Annotated in this window: 19 protein-coding genes and 1 pseudogene; 12 read left to right on the top strand and 8 right to left on the bottom strand. The window is 66.7% G+C overall.

From position 1 onward, the window contains the following. The first annotated feature begins 39 nt into the window (after positions 1–39). The 7 genes from HZF03_RS17800 to recN all read left to right on the top strand — a co-directional run bounded on the left by HZF03_RS17800 (position 40) and on the right by recN (position 9,666). Positions 40–1,029: a D-alanine--D-alanine ligase family protein gene (locus tag HZF03_RS17800; RefSeq protein WP_119017264.1), complete on the top strand. Its 990-nt coding sequence runs from the start codon at positions 40–42 to the stop codon at positions 1,027–1,029. A 317-nt stretch (positions 1,030–1,346) separates the two neighbouring features. Then, positions 1,347–2,336 (top strand): cell division protein FtsQ/DivIB, encoded by a 990-nt coding sequence (locus HZF03_RS17795; protein ID WP_011159064.1) that lies wholly within the window; start codon positions 1,347–1,349, stop codon positions 2,334–2,336. Beyond that, positions 2,333–3,655, top strand: coding sequence for a cell division protein FtsA (ftsA, locus tag HZF03_RS17790; protein ID WP_011159063.1), 1,323 nt, complete (start codon positions 2,333–2,335; stop codon positions 3,653–3,655). The genes HZF03_RS17795 and ftsA overlap by 4 nt, the downstream gene beginning before the upstream one ends. 93 nt (positions 3,656–3,748) lie before the next feature. Next, positions 3,749–5,524, top strand: coding sequence for a cell division protein FtsZ (gene ftsZ / locus HZF03_RS17785; RefSeq protein ID WP_012496958.1), 1,776 nt, complete (start codon positions 3,749–3,751; stop codon positions 5,522–5,524). A 346-nt stretch (positions 5,525–5,870) separates the two neighbouring features. Beyond that, the gene (lpxC, locus tag HZF03_RS17780; protein WP_012496957.1) at positions 5,871–6,833 is read left to right on the top strand and encodes a UDP-3-O-acyl-N-acetylglucosamine deacetylase; all 963 of its coding nucleotides are present in this window, start codon (positions 5,871–5,873) and stop codon (positions 6,831–6,833) included. 226 nt (positions 6,834–7,059) lie between these two features. Further along, the gene (locus HZF03_RS17775; RefSeq protein ID WP_011159060.1) at positions 7,060–7,968 is read left to right on the top strand and encodes an outer membrane protein assembly factor BamD; all 909 of its coding nucleotides are present in this window, start codon (positions 7,060–7,062) and stop codon (positions 7,966–7,968) included. A gap of 12 nt (positions 7,969–7,980) precedes the next feature. Beyond that, positions 7,981–9,666 carry a DNA repair protein RecN gene (gene recN, locus HZF03_RS17770; RefSeq protein WP_011159059.1) on the top strand — a complete coding sequence of 562 codons (1,686 nt, stop codon included), beginning with the start codon at positions 7,981–7,983 and terminating at the stop codon, positions 9,664–9,666. A gap of 154 nt (positions 9,667–9,820) precedes the next feature. On the opposite strand, the pseudogene HZF03_RS17765 reads toward recN, so the two are convergent. Then, a pseudogene (locus HZF03_RS17765) lies at positions 9,821–10,107 on the bottom strand (GIY-YIG nuclease family protein). 146 nt (positions 10,108–10,253) lie between these two features. On the opposite strand from HZF03_RS17765, the gene ligA reads away from it, so the two are divergent. Beyond that, positions 10,254–12,401, top strand: a complete 2,148-nt coding sequence (ligA, locus tag HZF03_RS17760) for an NAD-dependent DNA ligase LigA (protein ID WP_119017263.1) — start codon at positions 10,254–10,256, stop codon at positions 12,399–12,401. Positions 12,402–12,594: 193 nt separating this feature from the next. Here the strand turns inward: ligA and HZF03_RS17755 are convergent, their stop codons facing one another. Beyond that, positions 12,595–13,881: a multidrug effflux MFS transporter gene (locus tag HZF03_RS17755; protein ID WP_119017262.1), complete on the bottom strand. Its 1,287-nt coding sequence runs from the start codon at positions 13,879–13,881 to the stop codon at positions 12,595–12,597. A 346-nt stretch (positions 13,882–14,227) separates the two neighbouring features. Next, positions 14,228–16,057, bottom strand: a complete 1,830-nt coding sequence (locus HZF03_RS17750) for an aminopeptidase P family protein (RefSeq protein WP_119017261.1) — start codon at positions 16,055–16,057, stop codon at positions 14,228–14,230. A gap of 195 nt (positions 16,058–16,252) precedes the next feature. On the opposite strand from HZF03_RS17750, the gene HZF03_RS17745 reads away from it, so the two are divergent. Continuing rightward, positions 16,253–16,447, top strand: a complete 195-nt coding sequence (locus HZF03_RS17745; RefSeq protein ID WP_104512548.1) for a hypothetical protein — start codon at positions 16,253–16,255, stop codon at positions 16,445–16,447. A 24-nt stretch (positions 16,448–16,471) separates the two neighbouring features. On the opposite strand, the gene HZF03_RS17740 is transcribed toward HZF03_RS17745, so the two are convergent. Further along, positions 16,472–17,362, bottom strand: coding sequence for a 50S ribosomal protein L11 methyltransferase (locus HZF03_RS17740; protein WP_119017260.1), 891 nt, complete (start codon positions 17,360–17,362; stop codon positions 16,472–16,474). Between the two features lie 443 nt (positions 17,363–17,805). Here HZF03_RS17740 and HZF03_RS17735 point away from each other — a divergent pair, with 443 nt between their 5' ends. Further along, the gene (locus HZF03_RS17735; RefSeq protein WP_119017259.1) at positions 17,806–18,108 is read left to right on the top strand and encodes a hypothetical protein; all 303 of its coding nucleotides are present in this window, start codon (positions 17,806–17,808) and stop codon (positions 18,106–18,108) included. 69 nt (positions 18,109–18,177) lie between these two features. On the opposite strand, the gene HZF03_RS17730 is transcribed toward HZF03_RS17735, so the two are convergent. Further along, positions 18,178–19,788, bottom strand: coding sequence for a phytoene desaturase family protein (locus HZF03_RS17730; protein WP_119017258.1), 1,611 nt, complete (start codon positions 19,786–19,788; stop codon positions 18,178–18,180). A gap of 160 nt (positions 19,789–19,948) precedes the next feature. On the opposite strand from HZF03_RS17730, the gene HZF03_RS17725 reads away from it, so the two are divergent. After that, the gene (locus HZF03_RS17725; RefSeq protein ID WP_119017292.1) at positions 19,949–22,228 is read left to right on the top strand and encodes a spermidine synthase; all 2,280 of its coding nucleotides are present in this window, start codon (positions 19,949–19,951) and stop codon (positions 22,226–22,228) included. A gap of 61 nt (positions 22,229–22,289) precedes the next feature. On the opposite strand, the gene HZF03_RS17720 is transcribed toward HZF03_RS17725, so the two are convergent. Further along, positions 22,290–23,060: a L,D-transpeptidase gene (locus HZF03_RS17720; RefSeq protein ID WP_011159051.1), complete on the bottom strand. Its 771-nt coding sequence runs from the start codon at positions 23,058–23,060 to the stop codon at positions 22,290–22,292. Positions 23,061–23,322: 262 nt separating this feature from the next. Between HZF03_RS17720 and HZF03_RS17715 the strand changes: the two genes are divergently transcribed. Further along, entirely contained in the window at positions 23,323–23,670 is a 348-nt protein-coding gene (locus HZF03_RS17715; protein ID WP_011159050.1) for a hypothetical protein, read from the top strand. A 71-nt stretch (positions 23,671–23,741) separates the two neighbouring features. Here HZF03_RS17715 and HZF03_RS17710 read toward each other — a convergent pair whose 3' ends face one another. Together HZF03_RS17710 and HZF03_RS17705 are read right to left on the bottom strand one after the other, a co-directional pair. Continuing rightward, positions 23,742–24,503 carry an ABC transporter permease gene (locus tag HZF03_RS17710; RefSeq protein ID WP_011159049.1) on the bottom strand — a complete coding sequence of 254 codons (762 nt, stop codon included), beginning with the start codon at positions 24,501–24,503 and terminating at the stop codon, positions 23,742–23,744. A gap of 2 nt (positions 24,504–24,505) precedes the next feature. Further along, positions 24,506–25,426 (bottom strand): ABC transporter ATP-binding protein, encoded by a 921-nt coding sequence (locus HZF03_RS17705; protein WP_011159048.1) that lies wholly within the window; start codon positions 25,424–25,426, stop codon positions 24,506–24,508. Positions 25,427–25,543 lie beyond the last annotated feature (117 nt).

Genomic DNA, 25,543 nt, shown 5'->3' with positions numbered 1-25,543 from the left:
TTCTTCGACTTCAACAGGGACCGCGCGGCGGATCGACCGATGCGACACACCATTCTGTTCGGCGGCACCAGCAAAGAGCGCCTGGTGTCGGTCGCTTCGGCGCAGGCGCTGCACAGTGCGCTGCCGGATGCCGGTCTGTGGTTCTGGAACGACGACGACCGCGTCCACGCCGTCTCGGCCCAAGCGTTGCTGGCGCACGCCCGACCGTTCGAAGAGGCCTTCGTGCCGGACGGCGAGGACATCGGCCCGCTCGAGACGGCGCTCGACCGTGCCGCGGCCGAGCAGCGGCTGCTGGTGCTCGGCCTGCACGGCGGCGTCGCCGAGAACGGCGAGTTGCAGGCAATGTGCGAACTGCGCCGGGTGCCGTTCACCGGCTCTGGCTCGGCGGCTTCGCATTTAGCCTTCGACAAGGTCGCCGCCAAGCGCTTCGCCTCGATCGCCGGTGTCCGGACCGTGACCGGGATCGCGCTGGCCGATGCTGAGGCGGCGCTCGAAGCTCACGGCCGGCTGATCGCCAAGCCGGCCTGCGACGGCTCCAGCTATGGGCTATTCTTCATCAACGCCAAGCAGGACCTGGTGGCGGTGCGCCATGCCGCCAAGACCGAGGACTATCTGATCGAGCCGTTCGTCGCCGGCGTCGAGGCGACCTGCGGCGTGCTCGAAGCCGAGGACGGCTCGCTGCGCGCGCTGCCGCCGATCGAGATCGTGCCGGCCGACGGCGGCTTCGACTACACCGCGAAATATCTCGCCAAATCGACCCAGGAGATTTGCCCCGGCCGGTTCGCCCCCGAGATCGCGTCGGCCATCATGGACTACGCCGTGCGGGCGCATCGGGTGATGTCGTGCCGTGGCTATTCGCGCTCCGACTTTATCGTCGGCAAGGACGGTCCGATCTTCCTGGAGACCAACACGCTGCCTGGCCTGACCAAGGCCTCGCTCTATCCCAAGGCGTTGAACGCGCTGGGAATCCCCTTCGTCGACTTCCTCCGCGGCCAGATCGCGCTGGCCGAGCGCGCCGTGCGGAGCTGACCGGGAGGCCTCCGGGTTCCCTTCGGAGGCCTTGGCAGAAAGTCGCGTTTTCGCCGCAAATCCTTCTCCGGACGCAACAAATTCGGGTCTGCGCAGGCCTGCTTTACGATTTGTTTACCAGGAGGGCCGAAGGTTAACGCTGGCGGCGCATCCTGGCGCTCGGCTGTCGTGGCGTAAGCCGGGCGGAGCTCTTTATCCGTTTCGGTTTGCATTTCAGGCAGACGGTCCGGCCCGCAGGGCGGGTCCGGAACCACCGAGACGTTACCTGCGCCATTGCCCGGAGTAGGCGCGGGCGCAACGTGTAACGAGCTTTTGCAATGGACGGTGGAGGGCGCCTCGCCCGGTCGTCGAGACTGTCGAGGCTTCAGTCTGACCTGAAGGCGGTCGCCCACGCGGTGGCTGCGCTGCTGCGCGAACGCCGTTCGCGCAAGAAGCAGGCGCGGCCGCAGCGTTTGGTGCGTCCCGAGCCGTCGCGCGGTGTCATCGCCGTGCTCGAGCGCTGGCTGCCGCGTCGCGTCGGCGTTGCCTTCACCGCTCTGATCCTGCTCGGCAGCGCCGGCATGGGCATCGTCAAGGGCGGCCATGTCGACGAGTTCGTCCAGGCGCTCGACGACACCCGCAACGCCGCCGCCAATCTCGCCGGCTTCCGCATCAAGCAGGTCGCGATCGCCGGCCGCAAGCAGCTCACCCAGGACGAAATTCTGGCGATCGGCGGCATCACCGGCCGGTCGTCGCTGCTGTTTCTCGATGCCGCCGCGGTGCGCGACAAGTTGAAGGCGAACCCGTGGATCGCCGACGCCACCGTGCTGAAGTTCTATCCGGGCGAATTGCAGATCGACATCATCGAGCGCACCGCCTTCGCGCGCTGGCAGCTCGACGGCCATATGTCGGTGATCGCCGATGACGGCGCGGTGCTTGAGCCGTATGTGGCGCGCCGCTTCCTGTCGCTGCCGCTGGTGGTCGGGAAGGGTGCCGGCGAGCGCGCCAAAGATTTCATCGCCCTTCTGAAGCGCTATCCGCAGGTGTGGTCGCAGACCCGCGCCGTCGCCCTGGTCGGCGAACGGCGCTGGAACGTCTGGCTCACCAGCGGTCTCGTCATTCGCATGCCCGAGCACGACGTCGGCAACGCGTTGACGATGCTCAGTCAGCTCGATCAGGACGACAAGTTGTTCTCGCGCGACATCACCGCGATCGATATGCGGCTGCCGGACCGGCTGACGGTGCGGCTGTCGGACGCCGCCTTCAAGGCCCGCGAAGAGTTGTTGAACAAGGACAAGAAGTCCAAAAAGAAGGCTGGTGACGCGTGACCGTCTTCGATCGTACCCAGACGCCGAAGACACGGCCGATTGCGCCGCATCGCACTGCGATGGTGGCGTCGCTCGATATCGGCACCAGCAAGATCGCCTGCATGATCGCGCGGCTGAAGCCGTGCCCGCCGCAGGAGGCGCTGCGCGGCCGTACCCATTCGATCGAACTCGTCGGCTACAGCCAGATCCAGTCGCGCGGCGTCAAGGCCGGCGCGGTCGTCGACATGGCCGAATGCGAGAAGGCGATCCGCCACGCGGTGGCGCTCGCCGAACGCATGGCCAAGGTTCGGGTGGAGTCGGTGCTGCTGTCGGTCTCCGCCGGCCGACTGCAGGGCCAACTGATCGAAGCGACCTCCGACATCAAGGGCGGTGCCGTCACCGCTGAAGACATCAGCCGCGTCACCTCGACCGGCATGCACCACGCCACCGGCATCGGCCGTGCCGTGCTGCACGCGCTTCCGGTCGGCTACACGCTCGACGGCGTGAAGGGCATTCGCGATCCGCGCGGCATGGTGGCGCGCCAATTCGGCGTCGACATGAACGTCGTCACCACCGACGCCACCGTCGCCAAGAACCTGATGCTTGCGGTCGAGCGCTGCCACCTCGAGGTCGAAGCGATGGCGGCGAGCCCGTATGTCGCCGGGCTGTCGATGCTGACCGACGACGAGGTCGATCTCGGCGCCGCGCTGATCGAAATGGGGGCTGGTACCACGACGCTCGCGATCTATTCCGGCGGGCGCTTCGTCCACGCCAGCGGATTTGCGGTCGGTGGGCATCACATCACGATGGATCTCGCCCGCGGATTAGGCGCGTGCATTGCGGATGCCGAGCGAATCAAGACGTTATATGGCACGGTGCTAACTGGCGGTTCCGATGCGCGCGAGTTGATGTCGATCCCGGCCGCCGGGGACGAGCGGGACAACCCGCAAGTGATCTCCCGCGCCACGATCGCGAACATCATCCGGCATCGGGCCGAGGAGATTTTTGAGATGGTCAGGGACCGGCTGGCGGAGTCGCCGTTTGCGGCAGAGCCCCGGGCGCGGGTGGTGCTGAGCGGCGGCGCGTCGCAGCTCACCGGCGTGCCCGAGCTCGCCACGCGGATTCTCGGCCGCTCGGTGCGGGTCGGCCGTCCGCTCGGTATCGGCCGTCTGCCGAACGAAGCCAAGAGCGGCTCGTTCGCGGTGCCGACCGGCCTTCTGGTCTATCCGCAGTTCGCTCACCTCGAGCACATCGAACCTCGCCACACCCGCCACATCCGGGCCGACGCCCATGCCGGTTACTTCGGCAAAGTCGGCCGCTGGCTGCGCGAGGGCTTCTGATGACTCTTTTCCGCCCCCTTCCGCTTTCACAGATTGCCCAGGCCATTTGCCGGGGACTTCACGAACCAACGCGCGCGTAATCGAGAGGCAACCATGACCATCAATCTCAATGTCCCGGATATTCGCGAGCTGCGGCCCCGGATCACCGTGTTCGGCGTCGGTGGCGCCGGCGGCAACGCGGTCAACAACATGATCACGGCCGGACTGGATGGCGTGGACTTCGTGGTTGCCAACACCGACGCGCAGGCGTTGACGATGTCGAAGGCCCAGCGGCTGATCCAGATGGGCACCCAGGTTACCCAGGGTCTCGGCGCCGGCTCGCAGCCGGATGTCGGCTCGGCCGCCGCGCAGGAAGTCATCGACGAAATCCGCGACCACCTCTCGGGCGCGAACATGGTTTTCGTCACCGCCGGCATGGGCGGCGGCACCGGCACCGGCGCCGCGCCGGTGATCGCCAAGGCCGCGCGCGAGATGGGTATACTGACCGTCGGTGTGGTGACCAAGCCGTTCCACTTCGAAGGCGCGCGCCGGATGCGCACAGCCGAGACCGGCATCACCGAGCTGCATAAAGTCGTCGACACCCTGCTGATCATCCCGAACCAGAACCTGTTCCGGGTGGCCAACGAGAAGACCACCTTCGCCGACGCATTCGCGATGGCCGACCAGGTGCTGTATTCGGGCGTCGCCTGCATCACCGACCTGATGGTCAAGGAAGGCCTGATCAACCTCGACTTCGCTGACGTCCGCGCCGTGATGCGCGAGATGGGCAAGGCGATGATGGGCACCGGCGAGGCCACCGGCGAGAAGCGCGCGCTGACCGCTGCCGAAGCCGCGATCGCCAATCCGTTGATCGACGATTCCTCGATGAAGGGCGCCCGCGGCCTGCTGATCTCGATCACCGGCGGCAAGGACCTGACGCTGTTCGAAGTCGACGAAGCCGCCACCCGCATCCGCGAGGAAGTCGATCAGGACGCCAACATCATCGTCGGCGCCACCTTCGACGAAAGCCTCGACGGCATCATCCGCGTGTCGGTGGTCGCCACCGGCATCGAGCAGGCGCAGCTGTCGCGCAACGCCGGCACCCCGGCCGCCGCCGCCGTGAGTGCGGTGGGAAACGATAGCCGCTTGGCTGAGCTGACAGCCAAGCTGCGGGCCGACAATCAGCGGATCGCCGAAGCCGCCGCGATGCGCGCCGCCCAGGCCGCCGCTGCTCCGGTCTCCGCTGTCACCGAATCCTCGCCGCGCCAGGCCGCCAATGTCGAGCGAGCCGCGCTCGCCGCGATCGCCGCTGCGGTCGGAAATGAGCCGATGCCGCAGGAAGCCCCGGTGCAGTCGGCGTCCTATGGCGACGTCACCGTCCGCCCGATCCCGCAGAAGCCGTCGCTGTTCCCGGATCCGGAACAGTCGCGCGCTGTCTCCGAAGAGCCGCTCGCGCCGGAAGCCTTCGTGCCGCCGGCGGCCGACCGCGCCGCGATGCGCCCGCCGCGGATGCCGCGCTTCGACGAGCTGCCGGTGCCGGCTCAGAACGAAATCCGCCAGGCCCGTGGCGACGGCGAAGAGGATCACCCGCAGAAGAATCGGCTGTCGCTGCTGCAGCGTCTCGCCAACGGTCTCGGCCGCCGCGACGACGAGCCGGCCGAAGCGCCGCAGGTCGCCCGCAACGGCGGTCCGCAGATGCCGCCGCTGCCGGACCGTCGTCCGCAGCGCAGCGTCTCCGAGCAGATGGGCAAGGAGCCGGTGTCTGAGTACGCCAAGCGTCCTGCGCCGCAGGGCCTCGACATGCACGGCCGCCCGGCGCCTGTGGCCCCCGCGCCACAGGGCGACGACCATCTGGATATCCCCGCCTTTCTCCGGCGGCAGGCGACCTGAAACAATGTCTGAAATCTGACGATGCTCAGGGCCTCGGCGATCCGCCGGGGCCCTTTTTTGTGGCAAGCCGGTATTCTGGCCTTCAAAATCTAAGTCACTGAAAAAACGTAAGTTTGCGACTTTAGGCGGAGCTGAAACGAAATCGCTGCGATCACGATTGATGTCGAATTCGATCGGCAGGCGGCGGTAATGCGGCGGGTTTGGGGTAACAATCCGTAAAAAAGCGTGAGTTGGCGCGATTTGGGGCAGTGCTATGGTCAATACGGACTTGGGGACGCCTAGAGCGAGTCGCCCGGCCGACAGGACCGGAACGATCTCCGCACTGCGTCAGTGGGACACTTTACTTATGAAGTTCAGCCGGCAAACCACGCTGCGTTCGCAAGCCACGGTGACGGGCGTAGGTGTTCATTCGGGCCGTCCTGTGAATCTGACGCTGGGACCCGCAGATATCGATGCGGGTTTTCTTTTTGTCCGGACCGGACTTGATGGCGCCGATCGCGAGATCAAGGCGACGTCCAAGTCGGTGGTCGCCACCGAGCTGGCCACCGTCCTCGGCGACAGCGACGGTCCGCTGGTCTCCACCGCCGAACACGTTCTCTCCGCGCTGCGCGGCATGGGCATCGACAACGCCACGATCGAAGTCGACGGCCCCGAAGTCCCGATCATGGACGGCAGCGCCGCCCCGTTCGTCGCCGCCATCGACCAGGCCGGCCTTCGCGAGCAGGCTGCCCCCCGCAAATACCTCCAGATTCTGAAGCCGGTCTCCGCCGCGATCGGCGAATCCTTCGGCGAATTCCGGCCCTACGCCGCCGGCTTCCGCGTCGAAGTCGAAATCGACTTTTCCAATCCGCAGATCGGCAAGCAGAAATATGCGCTCGCGGTCGAGCCGGAGATCTTCCGCCGCGAAGTCGCGCGCGCCCGCACCTTCGGCCGCATGAATGACGTCGCCCGGCTGTGGAAGATGGGCTACGCGCTCGGCGCCTCGTTCGAAAACTCGGTGGTGTTCGACGACGACCGTCTGCTCAACCCCGAAGGCCTGCGCTACTCCGACGAATGCGCCCGCCACAAGGCGCTGGACGCGATCGGTGATCTGGCGCTGGCCGGCCTGCCGATCCTCGGCGCCTACCGCTCGGTGCGCGGCGGCCACAAGCTCAACCACACCGTGCTCACCGCTCTGTTGGCTGATCGCAGCGCTTGGCGCGTGATCGAAGCCGAACCGGCGCGTCGCGCCGTTCGCGGCCACGCCGAAGCCGTCACCGGCCTGGTCGGCGGCATGGTGGCTCCGGCCTACGGCCCGGACGTGTCCTGATCGCCACAGCGCGTCAGGTGATTGTCCACATCTTGCTGCCTGTTAACCGATTGGGCCGGCCGCCTTATTCCCGGCGAATTGGCTGCGTACCCGGTTGGTGAAGTCACCTTTTTCGGCTAAACAGCCGGCGGTTGACTCCATGCTTTCCGGCGCAGGTCGATGGCTCAGGCCACAGCGGTCTGGTCGATTGCCGGGGCACCGTTCTCCATTTGTCGGGTTGGAATTGATGTCGGCACAGCGGATCGCGCTCGGACTGCGGAACGGAGAGACTTCTCGCAGGGGTGATCGCCTGCGGCGCGGGCTGCCGATGGTCTTCAGCCTGCTGGCGCTGTCGCTTCCGCTCGGCGGCTGCGGCACCGGCGCGTTGTGGGACAAGTTCCTGGCCAAAGACGACAAGATGGTCGATGAGCCGGCGGACAAGCTCTACAACGAGGGCTTGTACCTGATGAATCAGGACAAGGACACCAAGGGCGCCGCCAAGAAGTTCGAGGAAGTCGACCGCCAGCATCCGTATTCGGACTGGGCGCGCAAGTCGCTGCTGATGTCGGCCTACGCTTATTATCAGGCCGGCGACTACGACAGCTGCATCGGTTCGGCGACCCGCTACGTCACGCTGCATCCCGGCAGCCCCGACGCCGCCTATGCGCAGTATCTGATCGCGGCGTCGAATTACGACCAGATCCCGGACATCTCGCGCGACCAGGGCCGCACTGAAAAGGCGATCGCCGCGCTCGAAGAGGTGATCCGCAAATATCCGACCTCCGAATATGCCAACAGTGCCAAGCAGAAGCTGGAAGGCGCCCGCGACCAGCTCGCCGGCAAGGAGATGGATATCGGCCGCTATTACATGAGCAAGCGCGACTACGCCGCGGCGATCAACCGGTTCAAGACCGTGGTGACGCGTTATCAGACCACCCGCCACGTCGAAGAGGCGCTGGCGCGGCTGACCGAGGCCTATATGGCGATCGGCATCGTCGGCGAGGCGCAGACCGCCGCCGCCGTGCTTGGCCACAACTTTCCTGACAGCCGCTGGTACAAAGACGCCTATAATCTTGTAAAGTCGGGTGGTTTAGAACCCGCCGAGAACAAGGGCTCCTGGATCAGCAAGTCCTTCAAAAAGCTCGGTCTCGGATAGGACTCACCTCGCATGCTTGCCCGCCTGTCGATCCGCGATATCGTGTTGATCGAGCGGCTCGACATCGAGTTTTCCCGTGGCCTTGCGGTGCTGACCGGCGAGACCGGCGCCGGCAAATCGATTCTGCTCGATGCCTTCGCGCTGGCGCTCGGCGGCCGCGGCGATGCAGCGCTGGTCCGCCACGGCGCCGAGCACGGCCAGGTCACCGCCAGCTTCGATGTCGCCAAGACCCATCCGGCGTTCGCGATTCTCAAGGCCAACGGTCTCGACGACCGTGAGGTCGACGAATCTGGCGAACTGATCCTCCGCCGCGTCCAGCTCGCCGACGGCCGCACCCGCGCCTTCATTAACGACCAGTCGGTCAGCGTGCAGACCCTCAAGGCGGTCGGCGCGACGCTGGTCGAGATCCACGGCCAGCACGACGAGCGCGCGCTGGTCGACGCCGCCACCCATCGCCGGCTGCTCGACGCCTTCGCAGGCCTTGAGAAGGACGTCGTTTCTCTCGAGGCGCTGTGGGAGGGCCGCCGCACCGCGCGGGCCGCGCTCGACGCCCATCGCGCCGGCATGGAACGCGCCGCCCGCGAGGCCGACTATCTGCGCCATGCAGCCGACGAACTGAAGCAGCTCGCGCCGCAGGACGGCGAGGAGACCTCGTTGGCCGAGCGCCGCACCACCATGATGCAGGGCGAGAAGATCGCCGCCGACCTGCGCGAGGCGCAGGAGGTGGTCGGCGGGCATCATTCGCCGGTCGCCGCGCTGGCGTCCGCGGTACGCCGGCTGGAGCGCCGCGCCGGCACCGCGCCGCAACTGATCGAGCCCGCGGTGCGCGCGATCGACGCCGCCATCAACGCGTTGGAAGAAGCCGACCAGCATCTCAACGCCGCGCTGGCCGCGGCCGATTTCGATCCGTTGGAACTGGAGCGGATCGAGGAGCGGCTGTTCGCGCTGCGCGCCGCCGCCCGCAAGTATTCGACCCCGGTGGATTCGCTCGCCGCGCTCGCCGCGCAATACGTCGCCGATGTCGCGCTGATCGATGCCGGCGCCGACCGGCTGGTGGCGCTGGAGAAGGCCGCGGCCGAAGCCGACGCCCGCTACGGCGCCGCCGCGGCGAAGCTGTCGGCCGCGCGCGCCAAGGCCGCCGACAAGCTCAACAAGGCAGTCGGCGCCGAGCTGGCGCCGCTCAAGCTCGAACGCGCCAAGTTCATGACCCAGGTCGAGGCCGACGAGGCCGCGCCGGGCCCGCAGGGCATCGACCGCGTCGAATTCTGGGTGCAGACCAATCCCGGCACCCGGCCCGGCCCGCTGATGAAAGTTGCGTCGGGCGGCGAGCTGTCGCGCTTCCTGCTGGCGCTGAAAGTGGTGCTGTCCGACAAGGGCTCGGCGCCGACTTTGGTGTTCGACGAGATCGACACCGGCGTCGGCGGCGCGGTCGCGGACGCGATCGGCGCCCGGCTAGCGCGGCTGGCCTCGAAGGTTCAGGTGATGGCCGTGACCCACGCTCCCCAGGTCGCGGCGCGTGCCGATCAGCATCTGCTGATCTCCAAGGCCGCCCTCGACAAGGGCAAACGCGTCGCCACCCGCGTCGCCGCCCTGGAACAAGACCACCGCCGCGAGGAAATCGCCCGCATGCTGGCAGGTGCCGAGATCACCGCCGAAGCCCGCGCCGCGGCCGACCGGCTGATCAAGGCGGCGGGGTAGGGGGTCTCCTCCCAGTGGCAGAGATTCCGGGTTCGCGAGCTTATGCTCGCGCCCCGGAATGACTCGCTGAGGGGCCCTTTCTCAACACGCAGTCATTCCGGGGCGCGCGAAGCGCGAACCCGGAATCCCGAGGTTCAGGGCACGCTGCCTCAGCCTAGCTCGCGATCGTCTCGAATAGATCGTCCCACCCGGGATTGTCGCGCTCGATCAGCGCCACCTTCCAGGCCCGCCGCCCTTTTTGATCTCCTTCTCCCGGGTGATCGCGGAAATCGGGTCGTCGTGGATTTCGAACCACACCAGCTTGGCGATGTTGTATTTCGACGTGAAACCCGGCACGGCTTTGGTGCGATGCTCATACGCTTGGCGGACCAGGTCGTTGGTGACGCCAACATACAGCGCACCGTCTTTCCGGCTGGCGAACAGATAGACATAATAGGGCACCGGCGCCTCGCGCGCTGCGCGATTCCGGGTTCGCTTGCGTGCCACAAGCGCCCCGGAATGACTCGCGGTAGAGTTTCTAACCTGATCACCTCGGTCATTCCGGGGCGCGAGCGTGAGCTCGCGAACCCGGAATCTCAAGTGCGAAGATGACTGCAAAAACCAAACCCGCCCCCGATATCGCCACCCTCACCAAGCCGAAGGCCAAGGTGGAGTTGATGCGATTGCGCCTCGAGATCGAGGAGCATGACAAGGCGTACTATCAGGACGACGCGCCGAAGATTTCGGATGCCGACTACGACGCGCTGCGGCGACGGCTGGAGGCGATCGAGCAGAAGTTTCCCGAGTTGGTCAACGCCTCGTCGCCGACCCAGACCGTCGGCGCGGCGCCGGCGCGCGGCTTTGCCAAAGTGCAGCACGCGGTGCCGATGCTGTCGCTCGGCAACGCATTTGCCGATGACGAAGTCGCTGAATTCGTCGAGCGCGTGCAGCGTTTCCTGCGGCTCGACGACGTCCCGGCGATCGTTGCCGAACCGAAGATCGACGGGCTGTCGCTGTCGCTGCGCTATGAGAATGGCGAGCTGGTGCGCGCGGCGACCCGCGGCGATGGCTTCACCGGCGAGGACGTCACCGCCAACGTCCGCACCATCAAGGATGTGCCGAACACGCTGAAGGGCAAGCACATCCCGGCCGCCTGCGAGCTGCGCGGCGAAGTCTATATGCTGAAGCAGGACTTCCTCGCGCTCAACAAACGCCAGGAGGAGGCGGGCGAGACCGTATTCGCCAATCCGCGCAACTCGGCGGCCGGCTCGCTGCGGCAGAAAGACGTGTTGGTCACCGCGTCGCGGCCGCTGAAGTTCTTCGCCTATGCGTGGGGCGAGATGAGCACCTATCCGATGGACGAGCCGACCCAGCACAAGATGCTGCAGTGGCTCGATCACGCCGGCTTCGTGGTCAATCCCGAGATCACGCTCTGCCACAGCGTCGAGGATGCGCTCGCGTTCTATCGCCGGATCGGCGAGAAGCGCGCCTCGCTGCCTTATGACATCGACGGCGTGGTCTATAAGGTCGACCGCCTCGACTATCAGGAGCGGCTCGGCTTCGTGTCGCGCTCGCCGCGCTGGGCGATCGCGCATAAGTTCGCCGCCGAGCAGGCGACGACCGTGCTGGAGAAGATCGACATTCAGGTCGGCCGCACCGGCGCGATGACGCCGGTGGCGCGGCTGCAGCCGGTGACGGTCGGTGGCGTGGTGGTGCAGAACGCGACGCTGCACAACGAGGACTACATCAAGGGCATCGGCAATGATGGCGAGCCGATCCGCGACGGCGTCGACATCCGCGAAGGCGACACCGTGGTGGTGCAGCGCGCTGGCGACGTGATCCCGCAGATCGTCAGCGTGGTGATGGAGAAGCGGCCCGCCGGTGCCGAGCCCTATCACTTCCCGCACAAATGCCCGGTGTGCGGCAGCCACGCGGTGCGCGAAGAGGGCGAGGCGGTGTGGCGCTGCACCGGCGCGCTGATCTGCCCCGCGCAGGCGGTGGAGCGGCTCAAGCACTTCGTGTCGCGGCTGGCCTTCGATATCGACGGGCTCGGCGAAAAACAGATCGAGCTGTTCCACGAGCGCGGCTGGGTGCAGGAGCCCGCCGATATCTTCACGCTGAAGGCGCGCAACGATCAGCTCAAGCTCGAACAGCTCGAAGGCTATGGCGAGACCTCGGTGCGCAACCTGTTCGCTGCGATCGACGCGCGGCGCTCGATCGAGTTGCATCGGCTGATCTTCGCGCTCGGCATCCGCCATGTCGGCGAGGGCAACGCCAAGCTGCTGGCGCGGCACTACGGGACGCTCGATGCGTTCCTCAGTGCGATGCGCGCCGCTGCCGACGCGCAGACCGAGGAGGGCAACACCTCCGAGGCGTATCAGGACCTCGACAACATCGCCGGCATCGGCGACGTCGTGGCAGAGGCGGTGGTCGAGTTCTTCGCCGAGGAGCGCAACATCAAGGCGCTGGATGCGTTGCTGGCCGAACTCACCGAAGTGCTGCCGGCCGAGCAGGCACGGCGCGACACCGCGGTCGCTGGCAAGACCGTGGTGTTCACCGGCTCGCTGTCGAAATTCACCCGCGACGAAGCCAAGGCCGCGGCGGAGCGGCTGGGCGCCAAGGTCGCCGGCTCGGTGTCGAAGAAGACCGACTACGTCGTCGCCGGTGAAGACGCCGGCTCCAAGCTGACCAAGGCGAAAGACCTCGGCGTCACCGTGCTAACCGAAGACGAGTGGCTGGCGCTGATCGGAAACTGACCCCGTCATTCCGGGGCGCGCGGAACGCGCGAACCCGGAATCTCGAGGTGTTCTGTCGATCGAGATTTCGGGTTCGCTCACTGCGTGAGCGCCCCGGAATAACTCGTTGGGGCGCTTCGATGTGAACGCGTGAGCCTCTGGAATACTGGATCCTCCGCTTTCGCGGAGGATGACGCTGGGAAGGACCGCCGGTCTACACCAGTGTCTCTTCTTCCGCCTTCTCGATCAGTTCCTCGGTCGCGATCAGGTTGCGGCGCGGCACCAGGAAGATCATCGCCGATGCGCAGGCGAGTGCCGTTCCGAAAATCGCGATGTTGAGCGGCAACGGCGTCGCGAAATGGCCGCCGAGCCAGGCGCCGGCCTGCGAACACAGCGAGCCGAACCCGAATTGGGTGAAGCCCATCAGACCAGATGCGGTACCGGCGGCCTGCGGGCGGATGCTGATCGCGCCGGCGGCGGCGTTGGCCATCACCGCGGCGTTGCCGAACATGATGATCATGTGGGTGCCGAACAGCCAGCTCGGCACCTGATTCCAGCCGAGGATGCCCCACGCCAGATTGAGCAACGCGCCGGCGATCTGCAGCCCGAGCCCGAACCAGATCAGACGGTCGAGCGAATGCCGCGGCGAGAATTTCACGCAGAACACGTTGCCCATCAGATAGGCGAAGCCGGAGCTGGCGAACCATGCGCCGTACTCGGCGCTGCTGCGGCCCATTTGCGTCACCACGACGTAGGGGCCGCCGCCGGCAAAGATGAAGATGATCGCCGACGCCAGCACCTGGCACAGCACGTAGCCGATGAAGGCGCGGCTGCCGAACAGGCTGCGGAGGTCGGTGCCGAAGCTGCCGCGCTGCGCGGCGGGCGTACCGCGGCGGCACGTTTCCGGCAGCGCCAGCGTGATCGCCGCGGCGACGACGATCGCTCCGGCGGTGACGGCATAGAAGATCGCGCGCCAGCCGAACGCGGTTTCGATGACGCCGCCGGCGAGCGGGCTCAGCATCTGCGCGATCATCATCACGGCGATCACGAGACTGAGCATGCCGCCGACGCGGTCGCGGCTGTAGAGATCGCGGATGATGGCGCGGCTGATCACCATGCCCGAGGCTCCGCCGAGCGCCTGCAGGAAGCGCAGCGCGATCAGTTGCGGCAGCGTCTGTGCGAAGATGCAGCCGATGCTGGCCGCGACCATCAGCGCCAGCCCGCCGAGCAGCACCGGGCGGCGGCCGAAGCGGTCGGACAACGGCCCCATGATCAACTGCGAGCAGGCCAGCCCGACCATGTAGAGCGACACGGTCATCTGCGCGACCGAGATGTCGCTGCCGAAATCGCTCGCCAGCACCGGCAGCGCCGGCACGAAGATGTACAGCGCGATCGGCGCCGCACCGTTCATCAGCACCAGCAGCAGGAGCAGCAGTTTCGACGGCGGCAGGTCGCGCCGGCTGGCGTCGATCGTTGCGTATCTGCCGACGATTCCGTGCATGCGAGATCGGTTCCCGACGGGCCTGCCGCGGCGAAGGATGTGAGCTGGTGGTCGACTGTAGCCTGCCGGGGCAGCGCTAACAGGCGGTTTTTCGGCATAAGGCTATGCGGAAGCCGGGCGAGGGCGGGTTGGCGGCGGTCGAACATCAGCCACGCGTCATTCCGGGGCGCGCGCAGAGACTCTCGATTGTCATTCCGGGGCGCCGCGCAGCGGCGAACCCGGAATCTCGAGATTAGCGTGGGCGACGCAGCCCCAGGCCGTGCTTGCTTCAGATTCCGGGTTCGCGAGCTTGCGCTCGCGCCCCGGAATGACTCGTGGTGTGGGCTGTGCTCCGGCGCTCCTAAGCTTACGAGTGCAGCGGCGCGGTCGCTGCGTCGAGCCAAAGTTGGGTGGGGCCGTCGAGGTGGGGGCGGACGGTTTCGCGGACGCGGGCGTGGTAGGCGTCGAGCCAGCTGCGCTCCTCGGCGCTGAGCATCGCCACGTCGATCAGGCGGCGGTCGATCGGCGCCAGCGTCAGGGTCTCGAAACCGTTCATCGGCTTCTCGGCGCCGTCGATCTGTTTCTCGACCACCAGTTCGAGGTTCTCGATCCGGATGCCGAAGCCGTCGGTCTTGTAGTAGCCGGGCTCGTTGGACAGGATCATGCCGCGCTTCAGCGGGGTGGTGCCGAGCTTGGAGATCCGCGCAGGGCCTTCGTGCACCGACAGATAGCTGCCGACGCCGTGGCCGGTGCCGTGCTCGAAATCGATTCCAGCCTGCCACAGGAACTGCCGCGCCAACGTATCGAGCTGCGCGCCGGTGGTGCCGTCGGGAAACACCGCGCGGGCGATCGCCAGGTGGCCGCGCAGCACGCGGGTGAAGCGGTCGCGCATCTCCGCCGTCGGCTCGCCGACCGCGATGGTGCGGGTGACGTCGGTGGTACCGTCCTGATACTGCGCGCCGCTGTCGATCAGTAAGAGGTCGCCGGGCTGGATCCGGCGGTTGCTCTTGCGGGTGACGCGATAATGCACGATCGCGCCGTTCGGGCCGGTGCCGGAGATGGTCGGGAACGACACGTCCTTGAGCGCGCCGGTGTCGCGGCGGAACGTCTCCAGCGCTTCGACCGCGTCGATCTCGGTCAGTGCGCCCTTCGGCGCTTCCGCATCGATGAACGCCAGGAACCGCGCCAGCGCCACCGCGTCGCGGCGATGCGCCGCGCGGGTGCCGTCGATCTCGGCGGTGTTCTTCACGGCCTTGAGCAGCGCCACCGGATCGGCGCCGCGCAGCGGCTTGCCGCCGGCATCCTTGATCAGCCGGGTCAGCGCATCGGCCGCGGTGGCGCTGTCGAGCGCGATCGTCGCGCCGGTCTTGGCGAGTTCGCGCAGCATCGGCGCCAGCTCGGCCGGCTCGGCGATGTCGGCTGTCTGCTCAAGATGATCGCGCACGCTGTTCGACAGCTTGCGGCCCTCGATGAAGATTGTGGGGCGGCCATCCTTCGGCAGCAGCGCGTAGGATAGCGGCAGCGGCGTGTGCGAGACGTCGGCGCCGCGGATGTTGAAGGTCCAGGCGACGGCGTGGGAATCCGAAAGCACCAGCGCGTCGGCCTTCAGCCGGGCCAGCTCCTCGTTGATGCGGCCGAGCTTGCTGGCCTCGCTCTCGCCGGCGAATTCCACGCCGTGGACAGTGACCGGTCCGAGCGGCGGCGCGGGACGTTCGCTCCACACCGCGTCGACCGGATTGCCGTCGACCGCGACCAGCTCGGCGCCAGCCTTGGCGCAGGCGGCCTGCATCCGTTCGACTGCCGAAGAAGTGTGCAGCCACGGATCAAATCCGAGGCGATCACCGGCTTTCAGATGCGTCTCCAGCCAGCGTTCCGGCGGCGGTTCGACCAGCGACTCGATGCGCCAGGCATTGCCGTCGACCTGTTTGGCGGCCTGCAACGTGTAGCGGCCGTCGACGAACAACGCGGCCTGATCGATCAGCACGTAAGCGAGACCAGCCGATCCGGTGAAGCCGGTGAGCCACGCCAGCCGCTCGTCGGACGGCGGCACATATTCGTTTTGTTGCTGATCGGCGCGGGGAATCGCAAACCCGGTGAGCTTGCGCCGCAGCAGCTCTTCGCGAAATGCCGACAGCCGCGCGGTGAGTGCGACGCCGCTCTCGGGCTCCTCGAAGCTCTGGAAATGCGACTCGAACATAGCGGTCTGCTCCCTCGACACGTTGCGCACGGCTCACGCGATATGCATATAGTTCAGCTTATGGCACGAGTTATGCTTGATTTATCGAGCCCGCAAGAGACGGGCGAGAGCTCGCAGTGCTTGCTGCAATACGCTCTGACAACGCGTCCGGGACAATCCCGGGAGTGTCTCAACTCAACGACGAGGTGATACACAATGCCTGCTTTCACGTTTGAGAAGATTTCCCCGCCGGTTCGCCCGGGTGGTGCGCCTCCGAACGTCGAGCCCGAGCAGCCGCAGCCGCGTGGTGTGATCGTGCGCATCCTGGACCGCTTCGTCCACTCGGCGGTCAAGCGCACCGACCCGAACGGCGACGCCCACAGCCGCTTCCCCGACAAGCCCGCGCACTGAGCCCTCGCTCAGCAGCGCTCCCCGTCAGAACGTCTTCACCAACAGAAGGCTGCTCCAGCCTTCGATCACGAGCTGACGCAGCAGCACGCAGCCGCGCGCCCGATAGGCCGCGATCACGCTCTGCGCTTGCGGCTGCAGCAGCCCCGACAGGATCACCAGCGCGCCCGGCGCCAGATGTTCGCTCATCGGCTGGGCCAGGGTGCGCAGCGGGTTGGCGAGGATGTTCGCCAGCACCAGATCGAACGGCGCATGGGCGGCGAACACCGGCGAGGCGAAGCCGGTCGCCCATTCGGCCTGAACCAGGTTGCCGACGCCGTTGAGCCGCGCGTTCTCGCGCGCGACCGCGACCGACTGCTTGTCGATGTCGGTGGCCAGCACAGTGTGACGCAGCGCCTTGGCGGCGGCGATCGCCAGCACGCCGGTGCCGGTGCCGAGGTCGAGCACGCGCTGCGGCGGGCCGGCGCGCAGCACCAGATCGAGCAGCGTCAGGCAGCCGCGGGTGGTGCCGTGATGGCCGGTGCCGAACGCCAGCGCCGCCTCGATCTCGATGCCGAGCTTGTTGGCCGGGACACGGTCGCGGTCGTGGCTGCCGTGGACGACGAAGCGGCCGGCCGGAACCGGCACCAGCCCTTCGAGACTCGCCGCCACCCAGTCCTTGGCTGCCACGGTCTCGACGCTGATCGCCTTTGCGGCCTCGGGGTCCGCGGCCTGCGCCACCAGCTCGCGGATGTGGTCGAGGTTCGGCTGCTCGCCGAAATGCAGCGCGACCTCCCAGCTCCGGTCCGGCCGCTCGAACGCCGCGATCGCCATCTCGGCCTCGTCGAAGCACTCGCCGAGCAGGTCGGTGACGCGGCGGGCAGTGGCCTCGTCGCCGAGCACGAAGCTGGCGCGGACGGTGGGGGCTGGATCAGGCATGGCAGGTCCGAAGGTTGGCGGCGAGGGGCGGCTGAAAGCGAAGCATCAACACGGCGTCCACAGCTTCTGCGCTGGAAATGCACAGCTTGTCCATGACTTATGCACAGGGTTGAATCCGCAGGATTCACGGTTGTCCACAGCCTTCGCGCAATTTGTCGACAGATTCGTGCACAGCGTGACGAACGGGCGCCAAGCCCATGCGCGCGGGACAAAAAACAGATCCGACGTTCTCTTAAGCACACTTCGGGAGGGTTGCGTTCCGCCATTTGAGACCGCGCTCACCACGTGGTTACGCGGAACCAGTTCGAGGCTGGCTGCGTTTCCAGTTTTGGTTGTGGACGTCCTATTGTCGCCTTGATCTCTGGCCAATGGGGTCGCGCGCTTGGCCGCAGCTCCAATGACGGCGCCGCCAGCGACGATCCCGACAACGAACATGAGGTTTGATGAGCAAGGCCAACGAAGTTCCGTGCGCGACCGCCACCCGGCGCCGAAAACTGTCCGCGATGGTGGCCGTCTCAGCCTTGCTCGCAACGGTTGGCACGCCGGCAGCGTTCGCCGAGGGGCAGGGCGGCGTGACGCCTGTGGCTTTCCCGGCCGGGCAGCCGCCTATTCCGGCGGGCGTCGACTGCGTCACGGTGCGCTACTACGTCAGCGAACACGGCCGCGCCAAGTCGATCGCCTGGGCGCTCAAGAACGGCTACAGCTGGGCGCAGATTGCCGAAGCCAAGCGCTGCCTGCGCGGCTGAGAGACGGCCCGCAGCGGCACGTCTCATCTACAAGTTTTCCACAGCTTATCCACAGGCTTATCCCCCGACTTATCCACGGCTTGTGAACAGGCTGCGGTGGTCGTTGAGGATCGCGGCCGCGGCGTTGTGGCCGGGGGCGCCGGTGACGCCGCCGCCCGGGTGGGCGCCGCTGCCGCAGTGGTAGAGGCCCTTCAGCGGGCCGCGATAGTCGGCATGGCCGAGCAGCGGGCGGGCCGAGAATAATTGGTTCAGGCTGAGCGCGCCGTGGAAGATGTCGCCGCCGAGCAGGCCGAACTCGCGTTCGAGGTCGAGCGGCGACAGGATCTGGCGGCCGAGTACGCTGGCAGCAAAGCCCGGCGCATAGCGATCGACGGTCGCGATCATCAGGTCGGCGACCTCGTCGCGATGATCGTCCCAGGAGGCGCCGTCCGGCAGCTCGGGTGCGACGTGCTGGCAGAACAGGCTGGCGACGTGTTGCCCCTGCGGCGCCAGGCTGTCGTCGAGCGTCGACGGGATCAGCATCTCGACCACCGGCTCGCGGCTCCAGCCGTGGGTGCGGGCGTCCTGGTAGGCGCGGTCCATGTAACCCAGGCTCGGCGCGATGATGATGCCGGCGGTGAGGTGGTCGCCATTGCCGGGCAGCGCGGTGAATGACGGCAGCTGCGACAGCGCGACATTCATCCGGAACGTGCCTGAACCGGTCTTCCAATGCTGCATCCGTCGGCGGACGTCGTCAGGCAGGGCGTCTTGCGGCAACAGGCGGGTGTACAGCAGCTTCGGATTGACGTTGGACGCCACGAACCGCGCCCGCACGCTGCGGCCGTCGTCGAGGATGACGCCGACCACGCGATCCTTCTCGACCAGCACCTCGCGCACCCCCGCCGAGGTCTCGATCTCGGCCCCGGCGGCGCGGGCGGCCGCGGCCATCGCACCTGTGATCGCGCCCATGCCGCCGAACGCGTGGCCCCAGACGCCCTTTTTGCCGTTCACCTCGCCGAAGGCGTGATGCAGCATCACATAGGCCGAGCCGGCGGCGTAGGGGCTGGCATAGTTGCCGACGATGGCGTCGAAGCCGAACAGCGCCTTGACCAGATCGTGCTCGAACCGGGCGTCGAGCATCTCGCCGGCCGAGCAGGTGAACAGGTCAAGCAGCAGCCGCTGCTGCTCCATGGTGAGAGCCCGCAGCCGGTTGGCGGTTCCAAGCGCATTCAGACTTTCGCGGATTGCGGGCAGGCCGAACTGCGCTACCAGATTGGGCGGGGCGCGCAGCACGAAGTGCCGCAGCACGTCGGCGATGGTTTCGAGCTCGGCAGCGAACCCGCCGAAAGCCGCGGCGTCATGTGCGCTGAGCCGCGCCAGCGATGCGGCGGTGATGTTGCTGCCGGTGAGCAGATATTGGCCGTCCGGTGCGGGCAGAAAGTTCTGCGCCTTGCGCTCGACGATTCTAAGCCCGTGCTCGTGCAGCTTCAGGTCCGCGATCACCTTCGGATTGAGCAGGCTGACCGTGTAGGCCGCGACCGAGTTGCGGAAACCGGGATGAAACTCCTGCGTCACCGCTGCGCCGCCGACCACGCTGCGGCGCTCCACCACCTTCACCTTCAGTCCCGCGCGCGCCAGATAGGCCGCGCAGGTGAGGCCGTTGTGGCCGGCACCGATGATCAGGACGTCGGGATCGGACATCGGAAGGTTCCCGGAGCGTTGTGACAGAGGCGTTCGCGGCTGGTTTTGCCATTGTTCACAGAGCGACGCTAGGATGCCGCTCGTCACTGGCCTGCCGGAATCCATTGCCATGGCCGACGATGTCGAGCGTCCGCCACGGCGGACCGCAGCAGGAGCCGCCATGACCGAACCGATTCTTGCCGCGAGCCCGAACAGCCCGGCGCGCAACCGGCAGATCCTGATCGTTTATACCATCGCGATCTTCGTCAGCGCGCTGCTGCTGTTCTCGGTGCAGCCGCTGTTCACCAAGATGGTGCTGCCGCGGCTCGGCGGCTCGCCGGCGGTGTGGTCGGTGGCGATGGTGTTCTTCCAGTCGCTGCTGCTCGCCGGCTATGCCTATGCGCACGGGCTGAGCCGGTTTGCCGACCGCCGGGTGTCGGTCGTGGTCCATCTCCTGCTGCTGGTCGTGGCGCTGCTGACGCTGCCGCTGGCGATCGCGACCGGCTGGGGCACGCCGCCGGCGAGCGGCTACGAGCTGTGGCTGCTCGGCCTGTTCGCGGTGTCGATCGGCCTGCCGTTCTTTGCGCTCGCCGCCAACAATCCGCTGCTGCAGGCGTGGTTCGTTCGCACCGGCCATCCCGACGGCCGCGATCCTTACTTCCTGTACGCCGCCTCCAACATCGGCAGCTTCCTGGCGCTGCTGTCCTATCCGGTGCTGCTTGAGCCGCTGCTGACGCTGCGGCTGCAGAACCTGATGTGGACCGCCGGCTATGGCGTGCTGATCCTGCTGATCGCCGCCTGCGGCGTGCTGCTGCTGCGCGCGCCCGCCACCGCTGCAGCCGATAGCGCCGAAAGCGACAGCGACGCGCCGGCGCCGGCATGGCTGACGGTGGCGCGCTGGGTGTTCCTCGCCGCGGTGCCGTCCGGGCTGCTGATCGCCGTCACCGCGCACATCTCCACCGACGTCGCCGCAGCGCCGCTGCTGTGGGTACTGCCGCTGTCGCTGTATCTGCTCACCTGGGTGCTGGTGTTCCAGTCGCGGCCGCTGCTGCCGCACAAATGGATGCTGGCGCTGCAGCCGATCGCGATCGCGGTGATCGTGGTGCTGCTGGCCTATTCGGCGTCCGAGCACAATCTGCTGCTGACGCTCGGCGGACACCTGGTCTGCTTCTTCATCATCGCGATGGCCTGCCATGGCGAACTGGCGCGGACACGGCCGCCGGCGCGGTATCTCACCGGCTTCTATGTGGCGCTGTCGTTCGGCGGCATGGTCGGCGGCCTGTTCGCCGGGCTGGTGGCGCCGTACACGTTTTCGTGGATCGCCGAATATCCGATCCTGCTCGCGCTCGCGGTGTTGTGCCGGCCACCTTTGCCGGAGCGGCGGCCGCAATGGTCGCTGGCGATCTGGCTGCTGATCGCTGCGCTGGCGGCGGTGCTGATCACCTCGGCGTTCACCTCCGGCAAGCTGCACGAATGGTTCGCCACCAACCGCGTGCTGGTGATCGGCGACGTCGCCGCGCTCGGGGTGTTCATCGCGGTGGTGCTGCGCGCCGCCCCGGCCAAGCTGCTCGCCACCATTGCGCTCGCGTTAGTCTTGATCCGGTTGTACCCGGCCGATGAGGGGCGGATCGAAACGGTGCGCAGCTTCTTCGGCGTGCACAAGATCCAGGTGACGGCGGACGGCCGTTTCCATGTGCTGTTACACGGCACCACGATTCACGGCGCCGAGCGTGTGCTCAACGACGACGGCACGCCGGTCACCGGGCGGCCGGAGCCGATCTCGTACTATCACAAGGACGGCGGCATCGGGCAGGCGATCACCGCGATCCGCGAGCGCAAGGGCGGCCCGATCCGCGTCGCGGTGATCGGACTCGGCTCCGGCACGCTGACCTGCGCGTCAGCACCGGACGAGCATTGGCGGTTCTTCGAAATCGACCAGTCGATGATCGATACCGCGCGCGATCCGAAATATTTCAGCTTCGTCAGCAAATGCGCGCCGGATTTGCAGCCGGTGGTCGGCGATGCCCGGCTGACCTTCGCGCACGAGCCGGACGGCGCCTACGACCTGATCATCGTCGATGCCTATTCGTCGGACGCGATCCCGATCCACCTCGCTACCCGCGAGGCGATGGCGATCTACCAAGCCAAGCTGGCGCCGCAGGGTGCCGTGCTGATGCATGTCTCCAACCGCCATCTCGAACTGGCGAGTGTTGCGGTCGGCATCGCCGACGCCAACGGGCTGAAGAGCTGGGTCGCGTCGCAGGATGCCGGCCGCGACGCCGAGTATATCTTTGCCACCTCGGTGGTGATCTCGGCACGTCAGGCCGCCGATATCGGCCGGCTCGCCGGCAACGACGACTGGACCCTGACGGCGCCACGCGCCGGCGACCGGGTGTGGACTGACGACTATTCCAACGTGCTTGGCGCGGTGTGGCGCCGGCTGCGCGACGGCGAGGACTAGGCAAAACAAAACGCGCGGCCGGTGGAGGCCGCGCGTTGGATCGGATCAACAATGGCTCGGCTCAGTATGCCGAGTAGCCGCCATAGCCGCCGTCATAATAGCCGCGCGGTTGGTAGGAGCGGCGCGGCGCGTAATCCTGGGCATAGGAGTCGCTCTCGACATAGCCGTATTGCGGTGGCGCGACACGGCGATAGCCGGGAGGTGCCGGATAACGGCGGTCGGCGTAGTTGCCGTCGGCCGGATAGATGTAGCCGTCATCGGTGACCTGCGGGCGCACCGCGCGCGGCCGGCTCGGCACCAGATCGATCGGCTGGCCGTTGGCATCATAGGTCGGAGACGGCAGCGGTTCGGCGCGGGCGATGGCATTGCCGCCCTTGCTCTTCAGCCGCGCCAGCGCGACCTGCGACGAGCCGGTCAGCGTCACCGTGGTGTTGAGTACGCCTTCCTTTTCGACCAGCGCATACAGCGTCGCGGCGTTGTCGCGCGAGAGACGGACGCAGCCGTGCGACACCGGCACGCCGAGCTTGCCGGCTGCGTCGGTGCCGTGGATGGCATGGCCCTGCTTGGTGAAGAAGATCGAATGCGGCATCGGCGCATCGTCGAACTCCTTCGAATAATGATCGGCTTCCATCCGGAAGGTCTGGAATTTGCCGTTCGGCGTTTCGTGCGACGGATTGCCGGTCGACACCGGCCAGCGGTAACGCTCGACGCCGTCGACCGCGACGCTCAGTTGCTGACTGTCCTTGTCGACAGTGATGGCGACCTTGGCTTCGGCGGTGCTGGCAGCGGCAAGCAGGATCAGGCCGGAGAGAGAAGCTAGATACCAACGCATTGTACGGCCCACTGGCCAGTCCTTTCACCGCAATACCCCGTCCACGCCGGTAATATGCGCAGCGGCCCTCCGAGTTTCCAGAGGCGATCATGTCGCGCGCCGGAATCGGCAGGGCATCGTTAACTCCCGCACGCGCCGGGCGTGGCGAAGACGGTGCAATGGCAAAATCAGGGCAAAATGGAACCCAATGCCGCGCTGCGGGTTGACGTGGTGCATCTCGGCTCCGACGATCGTCCGGGGCCAACCAATTCTGGAGGGCATCATGAAAACCACAATCAAGACTCTCGCCATTCGCGGTGATCACCTGCGAATGAAGGCGATGTTGGCCGCCGGCGCGCTGGCGCTGGCATTGCTGGCCATCCCGACCGCCGGTCATTCGCAGGGCATCGTCCGCGGTGCGCAGGAAGGTGCCTATCAGGGCAATCGCGCGGCCGGACCGATCGGCGGCGCCGTGGGCGGTGCGATCGGTGCCGGCGTCGGCGGTGCGGTCGGTGCGGTGAACGGCGTGCTCGGCCTGCCGAACCACGGACCGCGCTACCGCTACCACCGCGGCCATCGCTGCAAGGGCTACTACACCCGGAGCGGCAACTTCCGTTGCTACCGCCGCTGAGGCGATCGTCCTGAAACATCAAAAGGCGCGGCCAATCAGGCCGCGCCTTTTTGTTTTCGCCTGGTCAGTGTTCAGGCCTTCAGGCGATAGCCGGTCTTGAAGATCCACCACACGATCGCCAGGCAGGCGATCAGGAAGCCCGAGGTAGCGGCGAGGCTGACGCCGACATTGACGTCGGCGATCTCGTAGAAGCTCCAGCGGAAGCCGGAGACCAGATAAACCACCGGATTGAACAGCGCGATGGTCTGCCAGATCGGCGGCAGCATCGAGATCGAATAGAAGCTGCCGCCCAGGAAGGTCAGCGGCGTGATGATCAGCAGCGGCACCACCTGCAGCTTCTCGAAACCGTCGGCCCAGATGCCGATGATGAAGCCGAGCAGGCTGAACGCCACCGAGGTCAGCACCAGGAACGCGAACATCCACACCGGATGCGCGATATGCAGCGGCACGAACAGGCCGGCGGTGGCCAGGATGATCAGGCCGAGAATGATCGACTTGCTGGCCGCGGCGCCGACATAGCCGACCGCGATTTCCAGGAACGACACCGGTGCCGAAAGAATCTCGTAGATGGTGCCGGTGAATTTCGGGAAATAGATGCCGAACGAGGCGTTGGCGACGCTCTGTGTCAGCACGCTGAGCATGATCAGGCCGGGCACGATGAAGCTGCCGTAATTGACGCCTTCGACCTGATCGATCCGCGAGCCGATCGCGGCGCCGAATACGATGAAATACAGCGAGGTCGACAGCACCGGCGACACGATGCTCTGCATCAGCGTCCGCCAGGTCCGCGCCATTTCGAACAGATAGATCGCGCGGATCGCCCGCAGGTTCATGCTCACGTCCTCACCAGGCTGACGAAGATCTCCTCCAGCGAGCTCTGGCTGGTGTCGAGATCGTGGAAGCGGATGCCGGCGGCGCGGATGTCGCCGAGCAGGGCGGTGATGCCGGTGTGTTCGGCGCGGGTGTCGTAAGTGTAGATCAGCTTGTTGTGGTCGTCCGACAGCGCGAGGTCGTAGGCGGAGAGCTGCGGCGGCACGGTGTCGATCGGGGCGTCGAGATGCAGCTTGAGCTGCTTCTTGCCGAGCTTCTGCATCAGCGCCGACTTCTCGTCGACCAGGATCAGCTCGCCGTGGTTGATGACGCCGACGCGGTCGGCCATCTCCTCGGCCTCCTCGATGTAGTGCGTGGTCAGGATGATGGTGACGCCGGTCGCCTTCAGGGCGCGCACCACCTCCCACATCCCCTTGCGCAGCTCGACGTCGACGCCGGCGGTCGGCTCGTCGAGAAACAGGATTTGCGGCTCGTGGCTGAGCGCCTTGGCGATCATCACCCGGCGCTTCATGCCGCCCGACAGGGTGATGATCTTAGAGTCCTTGCGGTCCCACAGCGACAGGTCGCGCAGCACTTTCTCGATATGCGCCGGGTTCTTCGGCTTGCCGAACAGGCCGCGGGAGAAGCTGACCGTGTCCCACACCGACTCGAACGCATCGGTGTGTAGCTCCTGCGGCACCAACCCGATCAGCTCGCGCGCCGCCCGATAGTCGGTGATGATGTCGTGGCCGTCGACCGTCACCGTCCCGCCGGTCGGATTGACCAACCCGCAGATCGTGCCGATCAGCGTGGTCTTGCCGGCGCCGTTCGGCCCCAGCAGCGCGAAAATCTCGCCGCCCATGATGTCGAGGCTGACGCCGTTCAGCGCCTTACGCCCGGTGCCGTAGGTCTTGCTCAGATTCTTGACGGAAATGATCGGGGCCATGCGGGCTCGCGAAGCGTGGGGCGCGGGAAAGGCGGACCGCAGCCGGGACGTGCGGGCGGCTTACATAAGGACGGCCAAGGGGCGGCGCAACCAACAGGATGAATAGGCCGGGGAGAG

This window comes from Rhodopseudomonas palustris (assembly GCF_013415845.1).
In the GTDB taxonomy this organism is placed as follows: Bacteria; Pseudomonadota; Alphaproteobacteria; order Rhizobiales; family Xanthobacteraceae; genus Rhodopseudomonas; species Rhodopseudomonas palustris_F.
This window is presented reverse-complemented; position numbering and strand designations above follow the sequence as displayed.

What these genes read in the sequence shown, in the direction of transcription:
- HZF03_RS17800 (WP_119017264.1), top strand. Translation starts at nt 40, where the DNA reads ATGCGACACACCATTCTGTTCGGCGGCACCAGCAAAGAGCGCCTGGTG.
- HZF03_RS17795 (WP_011159064.1), top strand. Translation starts at nt 1,347, where the DNA reads ATGGACGGTGGAGGGCGCCTCGCCCGGTCGTCGAGACTGTCGAGGCTT.
- ftsZ (WP_012496958.1), top strand. Translation starts at nt 3,749, where the DNA reads ATGACCATCAATCTCAATGTCCCGGATATTCGCGAGCTGCGGCCCCGG.
- lpxC (WP_012496957.1), top strand. Translation starts at nt 5,871, where the DNA reads ATGAAGTTCAGCCGGCAAACCACGCTGCGTTCGCAAGCCACGGTGACG.
- HZF03_RS17775 (WP_011159060.1), top strand. Translation starts at nt 7,060, where the DNA reads ATGTCGGCACAGCGGATCGCGCTCGGACTGCGGAACGGAGAGACTTCT.
- recN (WP_011159059.1), top strand. Translation starts at nt 7,981, where the DNA reads ATGCTTGCCCGCCTGTCGATCCGCGATATCGTGTTGATCGAGCGGCTC.
- ligA (WP_119017263.1), top strand. Translation starts at nt 10,254, where the DNA reads ATGACTGCAAAAACCAAACCCGCCCCCGATATCGCCACCCTCACCAAG.
- HZF03_RS17755 (WP_119017262.1), bottom strand. Translation starts at nt 13,881, where the DNA reads ATGCACGGAATCGTCGGCAGATACGCAACGATCGACGCCAGCCGGCGC.
- HZF03_RS17750 (WP_119017261.1), bottom strand. Translation starts at nt 16,057, where the DNA reads ATGTTCGAGTCGCATTTCCAGAGCTTCGAGGAGCCCGAGAGCGGCGTC.
- HZF03_RS17745 (WP_104512548.1), top strand. Translation starts at nt 16,253, where the DNA reads ATGCCTGCTTTCACGTTTGAGAAGATTTCCCCGCCGGTTCGCCCGGGT.
- HZF03_RS17740 (WP_119017260.1), bottom strand. Translation starts at nt 17,362, where the DNA reads ATGCCTGATCCAGCCCCCACCGTCCGCGCCAGCTTCGTGCTCGGCGAC.
- HZF03_RS17735 (WP_119017259.1), top strand. Translation starts at nt 17,806, where the DNA reads ATGAGCAAGGCCAACGAAGTTCCGTGCGCGACCGCCACCCGGCGCCGA.
- HZF03_RS17730 (WP_119017258.1), bottom strand. Translation starts at nt 19,788, where the DNA reads ATGTCCGATCCCGACGTCCTGATCATCGGTGCCGGCCACAACGGCCTC.
- HZF03_RS17725 (WP_119017292.1), top strand. Translation starts at nt 19,949, where the DNA reads ATGACCGAACCGATTCTTGCCGCGAGCCCGAACAGCCCGGCGCGCAAC.
- HZF03_RS17720 (WP_011159051.1), bottom strand. Translation starts at nt 23,060, where the DNA reads ATGCGTTGGTATCTAGCTTCTCTCTCCGGCCTGATCCTGCTTGCCGCT.
- HZF03_RS17715 (WP_011159050.1), top strand. Translation starts at nt 23,323, where the DNA reads ATGAAAACCACAATCAAGACTCTCGCCATTCGCGGTGATCACCTGCGA.
- HZF03_RS17710 (WP_011159049.1), bottom strand. Translation starts at nt 24,503, where the DNA reads ATGAACCTGCGGGCGATCCGCGCGATCTATCTGTTCGAAATGGCGCGG.
- HZF03_RS17705 (WP_011159048.1), bottom strand. Translation starts at nt 25,426, where the DNA reads ATGGCCCCGATCATTTCCGTCAAGAATCTGAGCAAGACCTACGGCACC.